Origin of the sequence: Vibrio sp. qd031 (assembly GCF_002100145.1) — a bacterium.
Taxonomy (GTDB): Bacteria; Pseudomonadota; Gammaproteobacteria; order Enterobacterales; family Vibrionaceae; genus Vibrio.
On record NZ_JXQD01000029.1, the window covers coordinates 126794 to 146046 of the forward strand.

At 43.4% G+C, this 19253-nt stretch carries 17 protein-coding genes and 2 pseudogenes; 12 read left to right on the plus strand and 7 right to left on the minus strand.

Going from position 1 to position 19253, the window contains the following annotated elements; genetic code table 11:
- Positions 1-3 precede the first annotated feature (3 nt).
- Positions 4-840, plus strand: a complete 837-nt coding sequence (locus tag ST37_RS16390) for a hypothetical protein (RefSeq protein WP_084888384.1) — start codon at positions 4-6, stop codon at positions 838-840.
- Between the two features lie 22 nt (positions 841-862).
- Complete coding sequence (locus ST37_RS16395) at positions 863-1534, plus strand: hypothetical protein (protein ID WP_084888386.1); 672 nt, start codon at positions 863-865, stop codon at positions 1532-1534.
- A 130-nt stretch (positions 1535-1664) separates the two neighbouring features.
- On the opposite strand, the gene ST37_RS16400 is transcribed toward ST37_RS16395, so the two are convergent.
- From ST37_RS16400 to ST37_RS16415, 4 genes are all read right to left on the minus strand, one after another.
- Positions 1665-2510, minus strand: coding sequence for an ABC transporter ATP-binding protein (locus ST37_RS16400; protein ID WP_084888388.1), 846 nt, complete (start codon positions 2508-2510; stop codon positions 1665-1667).
- Positions 2511-2525: 15 nt separating this feature from the next.
- On the minus strand, positions 2526-3494 hold the full coding sequence (locus tag ST37_RS16405; RefSeq protein ID WP_084888390.1) for an ABC transporter permease: 969 nt from the start codon (positions 3492-3494) through the stop codon (positions 2526-2528).
- A 62-nt stretch (positions 3495-3556) separates the two neighbouring features.
- A complete protein-coding gene (locus ST37_RS16410) occupies positions 3557-4867 on the minus strand; it encodes a CmpA/NrtA family ABC transporter substrate-binding protein (RefSeq protein ID WP_172401020.1) in 1311 nt (436 codons plus the stop codon).
- A gap of 826 nt (positions 4868-5693) precedes the next feature.
- Positions 5694-7025, minus strand: a complete 1332-nt coding sequence (locus tag ST37_RS16415; protein ID WP_084888394.1) for an AAA family ATPase — start codon at positions 7023-7025, stop codon at positions 5694-5696.
- 255 nt (positions 7026-7280) lie between these two features.
- Here ST37_RS16415 and ST37_RS20295 point away from each other — a divergent pair.
- Positions 7281-7869 (plus strand): annotated as a pseudogene (locus tag ST37_RS20295) (transposase); the annotation flags it as partial.
- Positions 7870-8337: 468 nt separating this feature from the next.
- Here ST37_RS20295 and ST37_RS16425 read toward each other — a convergent pair.
- Both ST37_RS16425 and hipB read right to left on the minus strand, forming a co-directional pair.
- Positions 8338-9639: a type II toxin-antitoxin system HipA family toxin gene (locus ST37_RS16425; protein WP_084888398.1), complete on the minus strand. Its 1302-nt coding sequence runs from the start codon at positions 9637-9639 to the stop codon at positions 8338-8340.
- Positions 9639-9887, minus strand: coding sequence for a type II toxin-antitoxin system antitoxin HipB (gene hipB / locus ST37_RS16430; RefSeq protein WP_084888399.1), 249 nt, complete (start codon positions 9885-9887; stop codon positions 9639-9641). Before hipB ends, ST37_RS16425 begins: the two co-directional genes overlap by 1 nt.
- A 1059-nt stretch (positions 9888-10946) precedes the next feature.
- On the opposite strand from hipB, the gene ST37_RS16440 reads away from it, so the two are divergent.
- The 9 genes and pseudogenes from ST37_RS16440 to ST37_RS16480 form a co-directional block, all read left to right on the plus strand.
- Positions 10947-11888 carry a hypothetical protein gene (locus tag ST37_RS16440; protein ID WP_084888401.1) on the plus strand — a complete coding sequence of 314 codons (942 nt, stop codon included), beginning with the start codon at positions 10947-10949 and terminating at the stop codon, positions 11886-11888.
- Positions 11889-12702: 814 nt separating this feature from the next.
- Positions 12703-13026, plus strand: coding sequence for a helix-turn-helix transcriptional regulator (locus ST37_RS16445; protein ID WP_084888403.1), 324 nt, complete (start codon positions 12703-12705; stop codon positions 13024-13026).
- A complete protein-coding gene (locus ST37_RS16450) occupies positions 13026-14282 on the plus strand; it encodes a type II toxin-antitoxin system HipA family toxin (protein WP_084888405.1) in 1257 nt (418 codons plus the stop codon). The genes ST37_RS16445 and ST37_RS16450 overlap by 1 nt, the downstream gene beginning before the upstream one ends.
- Positions 14283-14400: 118 nt before the next feature.
- Positions 14401-15288, plus strand: coding sequence for a hypothetical protein (locus ST37_RS16455; protein WP_084888407.1), 888 nt, complete (start codon positions 14401-14403; stop codon positions 15286-15288).
- Between the two features lie 110 nt (positions 15289-15398).
- Positions 15399-15599, plus strand: coding sequence for an AlpA family transcriptional regulator (locus ST37_RS16460; protein ID WP_084888409.1), 201 nt, complete (start codon positions 15399-15401; stop codon positions 15597-15599).
- A complete protein-coding gene (locus ST37_RS16465; protein ID WP_242426339.1) occupies positions 15589-16083 on the plus strand; it encodes a helix-turn-helix domain-containing protein in 495 nt (164 codons plus the stop codon). Before ST37_RS16460 ends, ST37_RS16465 begins: the two co-directional genes overlap by 11 nt.
- Positions 16067-17170, plus strand: coding sequence for a tyrosine-type recombinase/integrase (locus tag ST37_RS16470; RefSeq protein WP_242426340.1), 1104 nt, complete (start codon positions 16067-16069; stop codon positions 17168-17170). The genes ST37_RS16465 and ST37_RS16470 overlap by 17 nt, the downstream gene beginning before the upstream one ends.
- A gap of 167 nt (positions 17171-17337) precedes the next feature.
- Positions 17338-17904 carry a recombinase family protein gene (locus ST37_RS16475; RefSeq protein WP_084888415.1) on the plus strand — a complete coding sequence of 189 codons (567 nt, stop codon included), beginning with the start codon at positions 17338-17340 and terminating at the stop codon, positions 17902-17904.
- A gap of 263 nt (positions 17905-18167) precedes the next feature.
- Positions 18168-18572: pseudogene (locus tag ST37_RS16480) on the plus strand (GNAT family N-acetyltransferase); the annotation flags it as partial.
- A gap of 49 nt (positions 18573-18621) precedes the next feature.
- Here the strand turns inward: ST37_RS16480 and ST37_RS16485 are convergent.
- On the minus strand, positions 18622-19253 hold a 632-nt coding region (locus ST37_RS16485; RefSeq protein WP_143698230.1), incomplete at its 5' end, for an IS3 family transposase.

Consider the following 19253-nt stretch of genomic DNA (forward strand, 5'->3'; position numbering starts at 1 on the left):
GAGATGAGCAAACCGACTCCAATGGGCGATACATTTGATTCTTATCTTAAAAAGGCGCGCCATTCGTCACCAACGAGCAAACCTGTAAAAACTGCGGCACCAAAGAGCCAACAAGGCAGCGTGTCTTTGCCCGTGTACGACCAATCAAAATTGCCGAGCAAATCAGACAGTGGCAGCGAGGTCGCGGCTGCGGTTAGTGAGCAAAAGCTGTTCTCAGCAAAAACGCAGCTGTTGTTAGAGCAATTTAGCGGTGTAGAGCAAAAGAAAATCCTTAAGTTTTGGTATGAAATGACCATCAGTTTTGGCAGCAAGTTCCGTTATGAGTTTGGGGATGAGCCCGATCGCCATGTGATGAAGTTTGCCGCCTCGCTTAATGAACAAAGCTATCAGCGCCTCAAAGACAACCTCGACGAACGATTAAAAAAAGGGCAAGAGTGGCCTCCAACGGTCGCGGCACTTGAAGCGCTAAAAGATACGCCAACCGATCGTGAGATACTGGAAGCTAGAACTAATATCTTGACCTTGAAAACCCCAAAGAGTCGGGTGGAAAAATACATTATTGATAGAAAATCGGCCAAGTTACGCACCTTGTCTGACATGCATATCGCCAAAGAGTTTAAGACTCTTTACCTAGAAGCATTTGAAGAAGTGTTACTGCATGACTTCGATACTATTTTGGATCACCAAGAGCAAAACAATCACTCGGTGGTAGCAAAAATTGAACCGACCGATCTCGATAGAAAAATCGATTCTCTGGCGGAGCAGGGCTATCGACCAAGTGGTAGCTTGGGCGAGCGTTTAGAGCGTATTGCGCAGCTACGAAAAGCGCAAAGCAAATGAGCCGTGAGATGCGATAACGCCGATGCAAGATTTTGATGTTATAGAAAAGCACTCAGACTATTTCCTCGCCCGAAAGAAAGGGATGCATTGCAAAATTGTGGTGGACGATTTTAGTCAAAGCATGCCGATTGGCCGACATCGTTTGCACGTTGAAGAAGTGAGTGACCGATATACCCACCACTCTCGAGAGGGCATTTTTCGCCTGACATTACCCTTTGCGCAGCAAGGATCTATCGACATCTGTACTATGCGCGCTTCTGGTCAATATAACCTTCGTGCACAAAAACGGTTTTTGCAGTTAGGTGGCAAGTGGGAGCCTGTGTTGGGGGAGTGGGTGTTTTCGGCCTCGGTGGAAGACAAAGTCAACGCACTTAGCGAACAATTAAATAGCCAACTCTACTGGGTTACCTGTTTGTTTACCGAAACCGTCACTGTAATGGGAGAGCCATTGACGCTATTTGGGTTTCCTGTAGTGAAAGGGCTCAATAAAAAACTGAACCCCATATTGGAATATGAAGTAACCCTTAAACAGGGAGAAATAGCACAAATGCCCGGTAAAGCGATGGTGTTGGCTGGCAGTGCTATTCGCCTAGCGGTGCCTCAGGCGCTTTTGGATAACTCTTTTTTCCATGAAGATTTTTTGTGTGTCGTTGAGCTGTCAAAACGTAAAAAACCGGATAAACGCAAAAAGTAATTCATCGTTTTCGCAGGCACCGGCTTGGCTAAAAACAAAAAAACCTATTACAGAAGTAATAGGTTTTATTAGGTCTTCGATATAGGGAGGGGGGGGAGGAGCAAGGTTACCGAAAGACCATTAACGGGTATTAAGCGCTTTTAGCCGTCGGTTTGGTTTCGCTTTTAGCGGGCTTTTTAGTGACAAGAGGCTCCACCTTGCTTTGTTTCTCGTAAAGGAACTTGAGTACCGATTGGCGATACTTCTGGTACATCGCATCTTCGGCCAACACCACTCGATTACGCGGACGATCAAGTTCTATATCCAATACTTCCCCGATAGTCGCTGCAGGTCCATTGGTCATCATCACAATTTTATCCGACAGCAAGACTGCTTCGTCGACATCGTGAGTGATCATGATTACCGTGTTGTTGAGCTCCGCTTGGATCCGCATTAATGAATCTTGTAAGTGCGCGCGAGTCAAAGCATCGAGTGCACCAAAAGGTTCATCCATAAGCAGAACCTTAGGCTGGAGGGCCAAAGCGCGGGCGATACCAACACGCTGCTTCATTCCACCTGAGATCTCATCAGGTTTTTTGTCCGACGCATGTTGCATTTGAATAAGCTCTAAATAGTGCTCTACTAGCTCTTTAATTTCAGCTTTGCTTTTTCCTTTCGCCACTTGCTTTACAGCAAGTTCAACATTCTGATACACCGTTAACCAAGGCAATAGCGAGTGGTTTTGAAAGACTACAGCGCGTTCAGGTCCTGGCCCATCCACTTCGCGGCCATCGACAATCACGCCACCATCGGTTGCGTCGAGCAAGCCAGCTACTAAGTTCAGCACCGTTGATTTACCACACCCTGAGTGACCAATGAGCGAGATGAACTCACCTTGTTTAATCTTTAGGTTTACATCGCGCAGCGCAACAAACTCGCCTTTTGGGGTGGGGAAACGCATTCCAAGTTGCGCAAGATCTAACATTAACTTTGACATAATAATTCCTTTTTCCTAGCGCAAGTCTTGGCTCTTATCCCATGACATTCGTTTTTGAAGTGCAAGCATCCCACGGTCTAGCAACAAACCGATGAAACCGATGGTGATCACCGCAACCATAATTCGACCAAGTGACGCAGAGCTACCGTTTTGGAACTCGTCCCATACAAACTTGCCAAGGCCCGGGTTTTGCGCCAGCATTTCTGCAGCAATCAATACCATCCATGCAATGCCTAGCGAGAGTCGAAGGCCAGTAAACACCATAGGAATGGCAGAGGGTAAAACGATGGTGGTGATGTGCTTCCACCAAGAGAGACGCAGTACGCGACTGACGTTCACAAGGTCTTTGTCCACGCTAGTTACACCCACTGCGGTGTTGATCAAAGTTGGCCATAGGCTACACAAAGCGACCGTCAATAGTGAGTTTACAAACGATTTCGCAACCAGCGGATCGCTACTTACATAAGTGGCACTCACAACCATGGTAACAATGGGTAACCAAGCCAAAGGCGAAACAGGCTTGAGTAACTGAATTATGGGGTTAAATGCTTGGTAGAGAGATTGATTCAGGCCAAGCAGTATTCCAAGCGGAATGGCAATTACTGAGGCTAAAATGAACCCACATGCCACAGTAAATAAACTGGTGAGAATTTGATCGAAGAACGTCGGCTTTCCGGTATATGGGCGAATTTTTACCGTCGCATTAGGATCTTTTTTTAGCTTGGCAGCGTTGCGCACCTCTTGTCTTTCAATAAACGCGACTTCTTTTTCACGCTCTGCAAAGTGCTCGTCGACTAAGTTAGAAAACTGACTGAAGGTTTGTATTGGACCTGGAAGTGTACCCAATGAAGTCTGTACTTGTTTGGCGGACAGATGCCAAATCATCAAGAACAGCGCGATACCTATGATGGGTAACAGTAACACTTTTGAGCGACTTGCTACCGCCCCTTTAAAGGGCATTAATGAAATGACATTGCTCGCCATAATTTACTCCTAAATTCTTTCCTTGAGAGGCTCATAATGAGCCTCTGTATCAATGAGGGTGATTACACCTCATCTTTTCCTTTTAGACCGATAGAGAACTTCTCTAGGTAGGCGTTAGGTTGCTTGCCATCGTAAACAATGTTGTCGATGAAATGGGTTTGCGGTGCGCGGAAACCATCTTCTTCTGTGAAGTTAGGGAAATCGCTGGCGCTCAATACGCCATCGTCGATAAGCGCTTCGGCAGCTTGTTGGTAGATGTCTGGACGATAAACGCTTTTCGCGATATCCATGTACCATTCATCCGATTTCTGATCTGGGATTTGTCCCCAGCGGCGCATTTGGGTGAGGTACCAAATAGCATCACTGTAGTACGGGTAAGTCGCGTTATGGCGGAAGAACACGTTAAAATCAGGCACGTCTCGCTTGTCGCCTTTTTCGTATTCAAAGGTGCCCGTCATACTGTTGGCAATAACTTCGGCGTCCGCTCCTACGTATTCACTTTTTGCCAGCATCTCCACCGCTTCTGGGCGGTTAGCGTTGTCATTTTCATCCAACCAATGAGCAGCTCGAATCATCGCTTTTACGACGCGAATATGGGTGTTTGGATTTTCTTCAGCCCAGCTTTTCGATACACCGAATACTTTTTCAGGGTTGTTTTTCCAAATTTCATAATCGGTAACGACAGGAACGCCAATGCCTTTAAACACGGCTTGTTGGTTCCACGGTTCGCCGACACAGTAGCCATAGATCGTGCCGGCTTCCATTGTGGCAGGCATTTGCGGTGGTGGTGTTACGCTAAGCAAAACATCGGCTTCAAGTTGGCCACTGTTGTCACCCGCTTTTGGCGCGTAAAAACCCGGATGAATACCACCGGCTGCTAGCCAATAGCGCAGTTCGTAGTTGTGGGTAGACACGGGGAATACCATTCCCATGTTAAAGGCTTTACCGTCGTCAAGGTAGCTTTCAACCACTGGTTTAAGAGCGTCGGCTTTAATTGGGTGCTGCGGCTTACCATCGGCTTGTTTAGGAACGTGCTGTTCCATTTGTTCCCAAATATCGTTAGATACAGTAATCGCGTTCCCGTTTAAATCCATTGAGAAGGCGGTAATGATGGGCGACTGTGTTCCAATACCAATTGTTGCTCCAAGTGGTTGTCCGGCGAGCATATGTGCGCCGTCCAGTTCGCCATCAATAACGCGGTCTAATAGCACCTTCCAGTTTGCTTGTGCTTCTAGGGTGACATAGAGGCCTTCGTCTTCGAAGTAACCATTTTCGTAGGCTACGGCGAGTGGCGCCATGTCGGTTAATTTAATGAAGCCAAATTTTAGATCTTCGATTTCGGGTTCGCCAAGTTCAGCCCATGCGACTTGCATACACAAGCCCAAAACCGCACTGGATGAAAGCGCAAATTTAGCCAGTCGAGCACTTTTGTTCTTAGAGTTAGAAAGAGTGTTTAAAGTTGTCTTGGGCATAGCAAATCTCCTTTTCGCTGCAGCTACCGTAGAGTAATTTTTGATGCTAACTGTCTGGTTTGCATCTGAAGTTAATTTCAATAGAACAAGTAGCGTGCCAACTTGGAAATCATATAATAAACAGTGGTTTAACTGGTTGCTCAGGTGCGGATAGTGATCTTGGTGCATGTTCGCTGTGCAGGTTGCACAATCATATGCTAACCATTTAGAGGTAGTTTGGTGTGCGAGGTATAGGTCATAATTCTTGGGAAATTCAACAGTGAGAACTAGGCATAAGGGTATGAGGAGCAATAAGAAAATAGATTTGTGATTTTGATTATTTAACAAGGGATTAGGCATAAAAAGGGACACCCTTAGGTGTCCCTTACCAAAAGCTTGGTGGGCTGTTGGGATTTGAACGACTTTCTTATTTTCATAAAATTCAATAGGTTATACGGTGTTTTGAATTTGATGTAACATCAAGATTCTAATTCAAAAGGAACTGAACCTGCGTCAAAGTATAACTTTTTAATATTAAATCTAGTGTTATTCATAGCAAAATGATCTTAAAACGACCTGCAATGGCGATTCACCGACAGGTGATTTATCACTGTTGACCAAATGAGTTTAGAATACTTGTTGAAGACGGTATTAGACCAAAAGGTTTGAATGCTTTGTTCAAATGATATGAGCCAAATATTGCTCATATCATGGATTCTTGGATCTTAATGAATACTTTCTTGCTCGCTCAGCTGCTATCTAGATCTCTTAGGTGATCAAGTAAGTATTCAGTGTAGTAAAGTGGCATCACGATGTGCACTTTCTCTGTTGCTGGAGAGCCTTGAGTACCTGTAAGTTTGATCGTCTTGTGGGGCTTGCACTTTTCAATGTAAGACTGCAATGATTTTGCACGAGTTCGCTTACCGCTCTTTACTTCTACAGGTACAATACGACCTAGGTCATCAGCGATGACGAACTCTATCTCAGCTCTTGCGTCTCCCCAAGAGAAACAGGGTTCAATGCCTAGTGCGGCGATTTCCTGTTGAACATAGTTTTCTGCGACATATCCCTTGTATTCATAGCCTTGTTGTTTGATTTCACGGTAACCCGTGCCGAGCATATGGTTCAACAGGCCTACATCAAAGAGAAATAATTTAACCGTATTTTCCTTCTGATAAGCAGCTAAAGGAGAACGAGGTTGTCCTTCAATAGGGTGATTCTTTAGTGCAAGTCGACACTTGTGAAGCCATGTGATCGCACTTTCATATTCAGCATAGCGAGATTTTCGTTCGTGAACGCCCTTGAATTTGAACCGTTTAACTGAGTCATCGAATACCGAAGATAACTGGGCTGGGATGCTTCGAAATACAGATTCGATGAGTTGCGCATCCACTTTTCCAGAGTATTTTCCGAAATCACGCATGTAGCCCTCAATTAAGTTTCGATGGACTTCAGAGACGGCTTCAATTCGGTCAATGATGCTGAGTTGAGAGTTTTCGAACCACGAGTTTACGGCTTCAGGCATGCCGCCAACGAAGTAATAATCAGTTAGTAGCTCGATTAACTTGGAATGAGCCGCAGAGGAATTCAGTTTTTGGTCAAATGCTTTTTGAAGTGCTTTCTCTCTAGATGCCCACAAAAACTCCCTGAAAGTCAGTGGCCTTAAGTTGTGTTGCTCAACTTTTCCAACAGGAAAGGAGGTGAGCAATCCGATATTGGAACCACTTGCAGCAACATAAGCTTCAGGAGCCTTTTCTGCAAAGTATTTAAGAGCGGTAACCGCTCTTGGGCATTCACCAATTTCATCTAAAATAAGAAGATCTGTAGATAGTTCGAAGATTTGACCTGTTAAGAGTTCAATGTTGGTGATGATGTCATCAGGGTTTAGAGAGCCAGAAAAAGCCTCCATTAACTCTGGACTTTCTAAAAAATCGATCCTTAGGACATTTTCGAATGTACTTCCTAATAGCTCCTGCAATAAGAATGTTTTGCCAGTTTGTCTAGCACCGTCAATCAGTAGAGGCTTCCTGGTTGGCTTTTCTTTCCAGGTAAGTAGGCTTTCAAGCAGTGTTCGTTTCATCTAGCCACCTTAGTGATAGCGATTTCATATTCGTTGTTTATTACATAAAAATGCGCGATAAAATGCAAGCATTAACATTTTAATGCGCATTAAAAAGTAATTTTTCACATTTTAATGCGCTTAAAAGTGTGTTTTTTGGTGTGTGCATGATGATGTGGGGGAGCGAGGTGCGGTAATGAGTATATGGTGAGTGATCCGCACCAGTAGTTTTTGGACACTGAGTTAAGTGAGTATAATCACTAACGAGGTGAATCAATGTCCATTAAGAAAACTAAACGAACTCGACACACAGAAGAATTTAAAACCGAAGCTCTGAAGCTAGCCGATTCGATAGGTGTGGCCAAAGCTGCTAGACAGCTTTCTTTGCATGAATCTCAGCTTTACGCTTGGCGAAAGGCTATAAAGCACAACGCCAGTATCACTGGTCGAGAGAAAGAACTGGTTTCTGAAAACGCTAAGCTCAAGCACCTGCTAGCGGAACAAGCAGAGGAACTAGAAGTCGTAAAAAGGCCGCAACCTACTTCGCCAAGCATCTAAAGTAGAGTCTTACGAGTTTATGCTAGAGCACTGACTACTCTTCGGCATCACCCAAATGAGTAAGGTGCTCGATGTCTCTCGAAGTGGGTTTTATCACTGGTTGAAACACCGCCACAAGGCAATTTCACGTGAGCTTGCACGCTGTGAGCTTGATAATAAGGTAAAGTAAGCCTTTGTCGAAGGTAAGGAGCGCGATGGTGCTCGACGCATTCAGAAAGCTCTGGATGAAGACAAAAGCCCCCATAATATCAAGACAATATCACAAAGCATGAAACGGCAAGGCTTGGTAGCGAAGGCTGCACGGAAGTGATTGAAGTTGATTATAACCAAACAAGAAGGCGCAGTGCTCTTGGATATCTAAGTCCAATCAACTTTGAAAAACAGAATGTCGCTTAACCGAGTGTCTAGTGTTGCTGGGGCAGATCACTTTTATCTTTTGCATGGTTTAGTACCTACATTTAGTACCAAACAGCCAATAAAGTGAAGCAATATATAAAAAAAGCCCTACAAATCAATTGGTTACAGACCTATCCAAACGTTTGGTGGGCTGGCGGGAGTTGAATGGTTGTGTCAAAGCTTAACTTGTAAGGCTTTAGAGTTAATGTTCTAATTTAGTGTTACTTCAGATGTTACATTAAAATCCTGCTTAAAAAGGAACTGAACTCCCGTCTTTATATGTACTATGGATATAAATATTTATTCAAATATAGCTAAATGTTCTATTGCTCAGTAGAGCATCTATATAGCTTATTGCATCAGATATACTTTCTGAATACTAAATCTTCGAAAGTATCTTAGTAGCATTTTCAAAAATTGAATCTGAGATCTTCTCAGGGAAATCTTCAGGTAGCTTTGCTTTTACTTGTAAGACTGCTTCGGGAAACTCATCTTTCAGCTCATTCAATATCTCTTGCATCTTATCTTGGCTGAAGTTTACAGCTTTAGCTGTATCCAGAAAGTGGCGAGGTAAAATTTTGTTAATTTCATACTTTTTCCCTCTAGTCGCTTTGAGTCCCATTGCTAGCTTGAGTTTTCTAATATTTAGACCGCGACCGCCTAGAAGTGGATATGCTGATAAAATATCGTAGAATGGAGTCAATCGATAACTCCCTCCCTTCTCAATATAAATAGAATAGTTCTTAGCATGTCCATCGGTAGCCCCTATTATCCACTGAAAAACTTGAAACTTCATGAAGTTATACTGATCTTCTAGAGCATTACTTGAACCCATGAGTAGCTTCATGATTTCCGAAATACCAGGGCCACCTTGAGATTCGTACTTGATTGATGATGGCATACCAAACACTTGGCACATGTCTTCTTGAGGTAGACGGAGTAAGTTAGCTTTACCTTTAGTCCAGCGTCTATCGAATCGCTCTACAGCTAAAGCTTTCAGGTTATCAGTTTTGATCATGTGGACATTGGGAGCTGCAAACCCTAGTGCTTTAGCTAACTCGATGCAAAGGTACTCATTTTCAACACTGTCTTTAAGATCTAATGTTGCGTTTGCTTGTTGTATTTCGCCAATTGGTAGTTTGATGATATGAGTTGTTGGAGTATTACCTTTAGGGATACACCACTGTTCATCAACGAATAGGAGTGCTGTTTTTTCTTGAGCACCAGCCACTGATATTCTGAAATCATCTTCTTCTTCAACCATTCCGAGGGGGATATCGGATTTGTAAGCTGAGAGCACGGCATCCAACTTTTTATCATCTAAGACTTGGTAATTGAGCGGTTCATTTTTGTAAGGCTGCTCAGGAGAAATTAAAGCAATAGCTCCGACGCTATCTTTACCAACCTCTTTGAGAAGATCAAATGGCTGCTTAGATGAGGCTTTATAACGAGCTACGATCCTATCTCTCACCTTTGGGCTATCAGGTAAAAGGTTGTCGAAGTAGTTGATGACTGAGTCTGAAGTTATAGGTGGCAGTTGTAATTTTAGAGATAATGATAGTGGTCGGGATTTGTCACTGGTTACCCAGGTCTTATCATACTGAAAAGTATGAGCACCATTCTTCTGTTTGTTGAGAGTCCCTACGAGTTTTCCGTTCATGTATGCGTTTAGTTTTTGCATTACCAGTTCTCATCATCTTGGCTATCTTGTGAGCTTACTTGTGTTTTTTCCTGGATGCTCAGTGTCAGTTCCATCGCCTGAATAAGTTTAAAGAAAGTCGAAAGTGTTGTCTTATCAGGACTATTTTCGAAGTTTGAGATAGTTGCTTGCTTTATGCCTACCCTTTTGGCTAACTCTGATTGAGTCCAGCCGTTCTTTTGCCTTATTAGGAGCATCATGTCAGCGAGTTGCTTTGGACTATATATCATTTCTTCCAACCCTCTATAGAATTAAGGTGCGACTTCATATCTCTCATTATCCTCTATTGAGGATAGAGTAAAGTATATCCCTTAGTGGGGGTATTGTCTACCGTATCCCCACAAGGGTATTTTATAGTTGATATCCCTTTGTGGGGGTATTGGATTGTATGGTGAGACATAGGGAGCATCGGGTTCTGTTCATTTTTTTAGTTTGTTCATAAAAATGAACAGGGGAATAAAATGAACACTTGATGTGTCTTTATTTCGAAGAGACTTCGCTAGCATACAGGTGGTTATGACATTTTGGGCAGGTAGGTTGCCCTGGCAATAAAGCTTGCTATTGGCAGTTACACATGATGCATTCGAATGTTGCTGTATTTTTGGGTATTGCTGGCGGAGGATCTATCGATTTGTTTCTTGGTACAAGCCAAGGATCGTTGTGTTGATAGGACACTCGACTCCCATGACTAGAGTAACTAGTTGTTGAGTGACGTTTGACTCGATGGCTATCGATAGCTGAGTTCAAACGTTGATATGCTGTTTTTTGCATTGGTGCTTAAGGTCAAATAGCGCATGTTTTAGTACCTATGTTTAGTACAAAACCGCTAAAACTAGATGTATAAATACAAAAAGGGCGATAACTCAATGAGTTACCGCCCTTTCCAAACGTTTGGTGGAGCTGGCGGGGGTCGCCTTCAACTGCCTTAAAAAACAGTAACTTCAATAGGTTAGGGTGTTTGTGATATTGAAAAATAACCCTTTAGTACCTCATCTTAGTACCATATAAACCCAGTATCAAGACTAAGCCTTTACACGCAAATAAGAACGCGGGTTCAGCTCCCATTTGAGGAGTTGAACCCGCGTCCTAGTTTTGTCTGAAGCACTCATAGATTTAAGACGGTTAAAAGAAGCCACTATGGTGTTCTTTTGTAAGTCTGAATCGATTGCTCTTGAATAGTGTCTCGGTTAATACCTTAAGAAATCCTTTGTAACAACAAGAGTCTGGTTGCATTCTGTTCTAAGAGCAATAATTCTTTTTTTTCAGTTAGTTGTAGAAAAGGGTTTGTTGTGAAAAAACGATTATTAGTGGGGCTTGTATCAGGGGTACTTATCGGTTGCAGTGGTGGCGATGATGATAATGGTAGTGGTGGCTCAGATAGAGATCCTTTGCCAACAACAGAGTCGATGACAAGGATTCTGTCTAATTTGGGAGCGAGAGATTTTTCCTATTCGACAGAGCACTTAGATCCTGCTTACCCGTTTAGTGATGGCGATTACGTTGGAGGTGCTGGCTTAGAGAATAGCTGGGCTTCAAGAAACGATGAATTTTGGTGTGGTGGGATGAGTGCTTGTGTTGGTGACAATAATTTTCCTCCTCAAAATGGCACTTTAAGACGTTTTAATCCAACTCCGAGTGAACCTATTCAAGTCTTTATTAACAACCCTGAAAATACGCCTGATTATGATGCAACTGCTGATATCTATGCGGGACTAAAACTAATCGAAGATGCGATAGGTTATGATTTTCCTATCTTCAATTATGCTGAAGGTGGTAAGTTGGAGCAGGTAAACATTCCACTATATGATGAGAATGGAGACAAAGAATTCTATCCTGACTACTCAAGCGTACCGTACAAAGGCGGTATTATTTTTTCTGTAGGCACTTATTCAGATCCTAGTCAAACAGGTTATTGTGGTAGTGTTTTTCATAGCCCTTGGGGTGGTTCAGGTCAGCCTGTTATTCATATCAATGAGTTTAGAAAAGATGTGGGTTGGCTTTGGGTCGCATTACCGCCAGAGGGGCATAACTGTGGAACATCTCCTGAATTGGTTGCACACGAATTGACTCATGCATTTGGTATCACTAATCATTTTGTCGGTTTTGGTGGGCAGCAAGCTAACGGGAATGGTTCCGCTGCGTTTGGACATCAAGCAAAAGAAGCGTTACGCATCCTATATAGTCATGAAACTGGTAGCGATATGGATAACCTAGATATCCCGAATTACTAGTTTTAAATGATTTGGATTTAGATGTCGGTCAATTTTGCTTGCCATCATAAAGTGTATCTATTTGGGGCATGACATCATGCCCATGTTTTATCCAAACTAACTTTAGAATAGCGATTTAATACAGGAAGTTGAGTAGTTGCCTCTCATTCGATGCTTGGGGTGTTGAGCCTGATTATTTTACTTTTGATGTATTTTGAATTGGGTGATCGGCAGTTGATTCATTAAAGATTTTACGATCTTACTTGTCGGGTGAGAGGGCGCTCTTTCTTGTCATAATGTCGATTGAAATGTCAGGGTATAGCATTCAATGATGGCGAGTTCTTTAACTCGCCAAGCTGAGTCGATTCTCTATGCTTAAGATACGCGGTGCGGGAATTCTTTGAACCCATTTTCCATTACAAAGATCTTGTTGTTAATTTGCGCATGTTTTAGTACCTACGTTCAGTACAAAACGGCTAAAACTAGATGTATAAATACAAAAAGGGCGATAACTCAATGAGTTACCGCCCTTTCCAAACGTTTGGTGGGCTGGCGTAAGTTGAATCTGTGCTTTATGTAATTGTTTTTATTTGATTTGCTCCGGTTTGATTTTTCGCTATGTACCTATTGGTGTACCCATTCGTTTATGTTACCTCGCTTTTCTCATCTTTAAGCGTTTTTCTGAGCATCCCTTGCTTTCACTGTAAGATTGATTGAACAACTTTTAAGTTGTTATTAGATGTTATAACAACTTAAAAGTTGTTATTGGGCCTTCATACAACTAAAATGTTGTTAATAGGGTTTGGAACAACTTGTTGGTTGTTTGGTGGGAAGAATGAAAAGCTTAGAAGAAATCTCAACCTTGCTCTCTGAGCAGCGCAGAAAACTCGGTATCGAGCAAAAAGACATGTACATGCGAATCGGTATGAAGCAGCAACAGTATCAGCGCATTGAAGCGGGTAGCGACGTAAAGTTATCGACCTTGCTTAGAGTGTTGGAAGGACTTGATTTGGAACTTTCTATCTCGCCGAAGCAAAGCAAAGGGCATACCGTTCCAATAGAGGATGCTTTTAAAAGTCAGAGTCAAGGACCTAAAGGTGAGTCGCTGCACGACGATGATGATGATCTCGGTTTTTGGTTTGGTTCTGAGGATAAATGATGAGTAAGCAGATAGAGGAGGTGGAAGGTCTGAACATTCAACTGCATGGTATCGATGTTGCTGTGATAGCCCATTATGCTGGTGGCAAAAATATACTGACCTTCAACCCTGACTTTGCCGCAATGCCTGATGATCTGCGCCCAGTCTTTACTCTGAGGCAGATGCTTGACCCCAACTATTTGAACAAACCGCAGATTAGAACCGATAAGATCCCTCCCGTCCTTTCCAATTTATTGCCTGAGGGAGTATTGAGAGAACTGACGGCCAAAGCGCTTCGATGCCACACCAATAATGAGTTTTCAATCCTTGCTTATCTGGGCTCTAACTTACCGGGGGCGATTATTGTCAAGCCGATTAAAGCGGGAGATTTGCCGGGTTGGGCGTTAGAGCAACGGCTGTCGACAGAGCCTCAACAGATTGATGTTAAGCATGCCGATACTAAGTTTTCATTGGCTGGTGTACAGATGAAGTTCTCGTCGTCACACGTGGATGGTCGTTATCACATCGATCAGGAAATCTCTGAGGATATGTGGATTGTCAAAACACCATCGACTGTTCACAAAGGTGTACCTGTCAATGAGTATACCTGTATGAAGCTGGCTGAAGCCGCTGGTGCAGACATTCCGGAAGTACGACTGATCGAACTTAGCGAGCTGGAAGGGTTACCAAGCATCCGATTGCCAGATGAGCAGTACGCCTATGGTATCAAGCGGTTCGATCGCAGCAGCATTGGTCGTATTCATACCGAGGACTTTGCACAGGTCTTTGGGCTTTACCCGTCAGATAAATATCAACGGGTCAATTATGAGCAACTTGGTAACGTACTTTATCGAACAAGCGCAGAGCGGCTGAAGGACATCCAGCAAATGGCAAGACGGCTACTTATCAATATCATGCTTGGCAATGGTGATGCCCACTTGAAAAACTGGACGCTTATCTATGGTGATAAGCGATCTCCGCGTTTGTCCCCGCTTTATGATGTAGTGTTTACCGCACCTTACATCGAGCACGACAGCCTTGCTCTTAATATGGCGGGTACCAGGCAGTGGTTTGATATCACGATGGAGCACTTCAAAGTGTGGTCAGAGAAAGCGGGTGTGCCGTGGGTTGCCATAAAGCCGCATCTTCTGGATGTAATGGAAGTGGCGAGAACTCAGTGGTTAGAACAGCTACAAGAGCTACCTATGCTGGATGAGCACAAGATTGCTCTTATTCAACACTGGAAACGGTTGAGTACGGACTTTCAGGTTCTATAGGAAGCGGCAGAGAGTCAAGTATGGGCACTAAACCTTGGCCTAAAGCGTTTATTGTGATTCCTTGGATAAACCCTTGGGTTGCGACCCTTTATTTACACTAGCGTTATAAAAGGAAGAAATGAGTAAGTTATCAGCAATTAAAGGCTACCTTTCAGAAAGTGAGGCTAGCCAATATTTGTCTAAAGCACTTGATGAGTCAGTGTCACTAGGTCAAATATACGAGTTGTGCTTAGAAGGACACTTGACGGTTTCCGCTAAGTTTATCAAAAAAGCTTTTGCTGTTCGGAAGCATGATGCGTCTGCTAGTTTGGATACTACGCCAGCTGGGAACTGTGATGACGACGTAAAGGTTCTCGATGGTATTTGGGATTTGGCAATGATAGGAGATGAGCTCCAAGACATTAGACATCGCTACCAGGAGGAGTCACATCAGACTTATCCCGTATGTGAGTTTGTTCGTGGTTTGCACTTTAAGCGTGATAATGAGGTGTACAAAGTCCGAGATGTACTGAAGTTTGCACATTCAGATGCCAATAAAGCTCGCCTGAATGAAATCCTATCCTCACAGGGATACACCGAGGAGGATCTATATGAACGCTCTTTGGCTTATCAAGTCTTTGAGAGCCTGACTGACAATGAGATTGATGAAGTGTTGAGTTTATCAGCGGCGCTTGAATCTGATGACGGATTTGATAAGGATGATGAGGTTGTCCAGCTAGAAACGCCTGTTCATCAGCTGGTATTTCGAGTTAGTGAACTCGATCGCCTCATTCACTATCTGAATAGTAATAAGAGTTCTGATTCGAAAGAAGTCAAGCCATTGACTGCTAAAGAGAAAAACAGCTATCTCATTTTAATCAATGCCATGCTTAAAGACATGGGCTTTGATCCTAGTACTCGGGGGATAGCTTCATCTTTAGTGAAGATGACTGAACTGTGTGGAACGGCTCTCTCTGAAAATACCATTCGAAAAATACTAGGCGAAATCAACGATATAAAATCGTAGTGGTTGTATGGCAAAACGCAATTGAGTTTTTGCTTTCCTCAATTGCGTTATTGCCCCTCTCTTTCCTCATAACCTCTTTGTCATCCAATAACTGACAAAGAGGTTTTTTTATGTCTTATAAAATCATGCGCTTACCTGAAGTGATCAACATGACAGGCTTGTCGCGCAGTACTATCTACTTGCGTATGTATCATGGTGTTTTTCCGCAACCCATTTCACTAGGTGAACGTGCCATTGGGTGGTTACAAACCGATGTGGAGCAGTGGCTTGAAGCTTGTGTTGTTGCATCTAAGGAGGTTGATGATGAGTAGGCGAAACAACCCGAATCGAGTCAAAATTCATCGCAGCTATACCGTTATTGAAGCCAGTGAAGTCTTAGGTGTTCACCCTAAAACTGTACGTAACTGGATTCGAGCTGGGTTGCCTGTTGCGGATCACCGACGCCCACTCTTAATCAGCGGTGCCGACCTGAAAATTTTCCTGACACAGAAGCGGAAGACTTATATGCACCGCTGTGAGCTTCATGAAATGTACTGCTTCAAATGCAAACAACCGAAAAGGCCAGCCATTGGGTCAATTCAATTCATCGCGAAGCCTGCGGGTATGGCCCAAATGACAGGGGGGTGTGAAGACTGTGGCTACCAAGGGAATAAGTATGTTTCTTGGCGTAATGTACACCAAATATGGCAAGAGCTTGGGGGTAAATTGCCGATAGCAGAAAAACACTTAACCCTGAGAGGAGACGCTCTCTTAAATTGTCCTTTAACTAAGGTATTAAATGATGAAAAAAAATAGTGCAAATAATATTCGAATTATTCATGAGTACGCTAGGTACCTGAAGGATGCCAAGCGTCAAGATGACTCGACGATTGATGGTGCATTAAAGTCAATTAATCGCTTTGAAGAGTGCACAGGGTATATCGATTTTAAGAAGTTTCGAGCCAAGCATGCTATCGCGTTTAAGAAGTACCTTATGGGGAAACAGTCCATTGTGACAGGGGAAAAGTTAAGCAAGGCTACTGTGTTGACAGCAACTCGTCATATGAAGGCGTTCTTCCAATACTTGGGTACGCAAAAAGGCTATCGCGCAAAAATTAATCACAGTGATATCGATTATTTCAACCTGTCGGAAAAGGACACTCGCATAGCTAACGCTAAGCGGACAAGGAGCGTGTCCACCATTGAGCAGGTTACTCAAACCTTAGAAAGCATGCCTTACTCGACAGATATTGAAATGCGTGACAGAGCCCTAGTTGCTTTCGTTATCCTAACTGGTGCACGAGATGGTGCTGTTGCCTCAGCAAAGATAAAGCATATTGACCTTGTTGAACAAAGCTTTTATCAGGACGCAAGGGATGTGAATACCAAGTTCAGCAAAACATTCACAACATACTTTTTTCCTGTCGGCGAGCTGCCTCTAAGGATTTTGACTGAATGGGTTGATTACTTGGTACAGGAGCTGGGTTTCAAGCAAAACTCGCCGTTGTTCCCTAAAACCAAGTTGGCACATAACGCTAATCAGCAGTTTGAAGTTGTCGGTCTACTTGAAGAGCATTGGAGTAAAGCCACCCCAATCCGCAAAGCTTTTGCTAAAGCGTTTGAAGCCGCAGGGTTGCCTTACTTTAATCCGCACAGTTTTAGAAATACTTTGGTGCGATTGGGGGAACGACTTTGCCGAACACCTGAAAAGTTCAAAGCATGGAGCCAAAACCTAGGGCATGAAAGTGTACTGACCAGTTTTTACAGTTATGGTGATGTACCTGATTACAAGCAAGCCGAGTTATTGCGGAAACTAGCCAAACCAGCAGAGGGGACATCTCCGGATATGGAAGAGCAGTTTAAGCAGTTCATGCAGTTTCAACAAATGATGGGAAATAAGTAATACCCATCAAGTTGTTCTAACCAAGCTGGTATCAAAAAACAACCGTATATTGATACCAGCTTTCCTCACCTTAGGCTGGTACCATAAAATTAGGGTTATTACTTTATGATGCTATAGTTAAATGATACCCCTATATCTGATACCGATTCACAGGGAGTTCCGCACCAATGCGTATATTTTCATACTGCCGTGTTTCAACCACGGAACAGACGACTGAAAACCAAATTATCGCTATCCGCCAAAAGGGCTACGAGGTAACTGACTCGCGTGTTATCAGCGAAACGGTGTCTGGCTCTGTTGAAGCGATGAAGCGGCAGAAGTTCAAGACGCTTATTAATCATAAAATGGAAGCAGGTGACACGCTGGTGGTGTTGAAGCTCGACCGCTTAGGCCGAGATAACATCGACGTTCAAAGCACCATCAACCTGCTTACAAGCAAAGGTATTAAGGTGGTGTGCTTGGATCTACCCGTAGCCGATTTATCCAGTGCGGAGGGCAAGCTGATGCTACAGATGTTCTCAGCCTTTGCGGAGTTTGAGCGCAACCGGATTAGAGAGCGAACCAGAGAGGGAATTGAGCGGGCCAAGGCACAGGGAAAAAAACTCGGCAGGCCACAAGCCCATGCTACCACCGTTTCAGTCCAGGCAAAGAAAGCCGAGGGGCTGTCGCAGTCAAAAGTAGCGGATGCGCTTGGTTTAGGCATTGCGACGGTTAAAAGACATTGGAACAAGTGAGGTAGTAGGGCAAGGGCTAACAAACTATTGCCCCAAACCTTCTTAGACCCAAAGGGTGTACTATCTCGCTAAGGCGGCACTAGACTAAATAAATCTAATAAGTACTTTTGGTATTTGTACGGTAATGTGCCGTGACTCTAACTCGAAACGCTCAGTTATTCACACAAGGAATGATATCTATTGAGTTTCATAACAGAAGGTAGCAACATAAATCAGATAATCAGGCCTATAAAGCTGGTCAACAACAATAACAAGGAGTAATTGTGCAAGAAAGTAGAGTCCAAATTCGTCCCGCTAGAGCCAATGAACTACAAGTCTTGTATTTATTGATCACATCAAATGACGAGTGGACTAAGTTCAATGGACCATATTTTCCATACACTCATCCAACGATAGAAGTTTTCGAAACAGGCATGTTTCAAAGACTTCTAGAGGGGGCTAGCCTACAAGTTGTAACATTTGATAATGTACCCGTAGGGACGGTAAACAGTTACTGGGAGTGTAAAAGAACTCGTTGGCTTGAGGCGGGTGTTGTTATCTATGATTCAGAATATTGGGGCAACGGAATAGCTTCCGAAGCGATCTCTCTTTGGGTTGATTATTTATTTGAGAGTCATTTTATTGAGCGTGTGGGCATGACAACATGGTCTGGTAACCCAAGAATGATGGTGACCTTTCCCCCAACTTAGAGCCATCACTCCGATGAGATTTTTAAGGTTATGCCGCTTGATTGGCATATTCAACTGGCGACATATAATTTAGAGAGCTGTGTGGCCTTACGTGATTGTAGTGCTCTCTCCATAGGTCAATTTCATACCTCGCTTCATCCAATGTTCTGAACCAGTGCTGATTGAGACACTCATTTCGAAACTTACCATTTAGGCTCTCCACGAAAGCATTTTGAGTTGGTTTACCAGGCTGAATAAACGCTAACGTAACAGAGGCTTCCTTCGACCAAAAGAACATCGCTTTGCTCGTAAACTCGGTTCCATTGTCACAGACAATGTTGTCTGGTTTCCCTCTTGTTTCAATGAGTTGGTCTAAAAATCGGGCGACCTGCTGACCACTGATTGACACGGAGACAAGCTGACAAATGAGTTCTCGAGAGTAATCATCAACAACATTGAGGATCCGAAAACGCCGTCCACTGCTTAGCTGATCGGATACAAAATCCATCGACCATCGCTGATTAGGACCACTTGGCACGTCCATGATTATACGAGGTCGTTGAAGCTTCTTTCGTTTTTTAGTTCTGACCTGCAAACCTTCTTCTGTATAAAGACGATATGTGTGCTTTCTATTCACAACTAAACCCTCTGCTTTTAGCAAGCCGTGTAACATGAGATAGC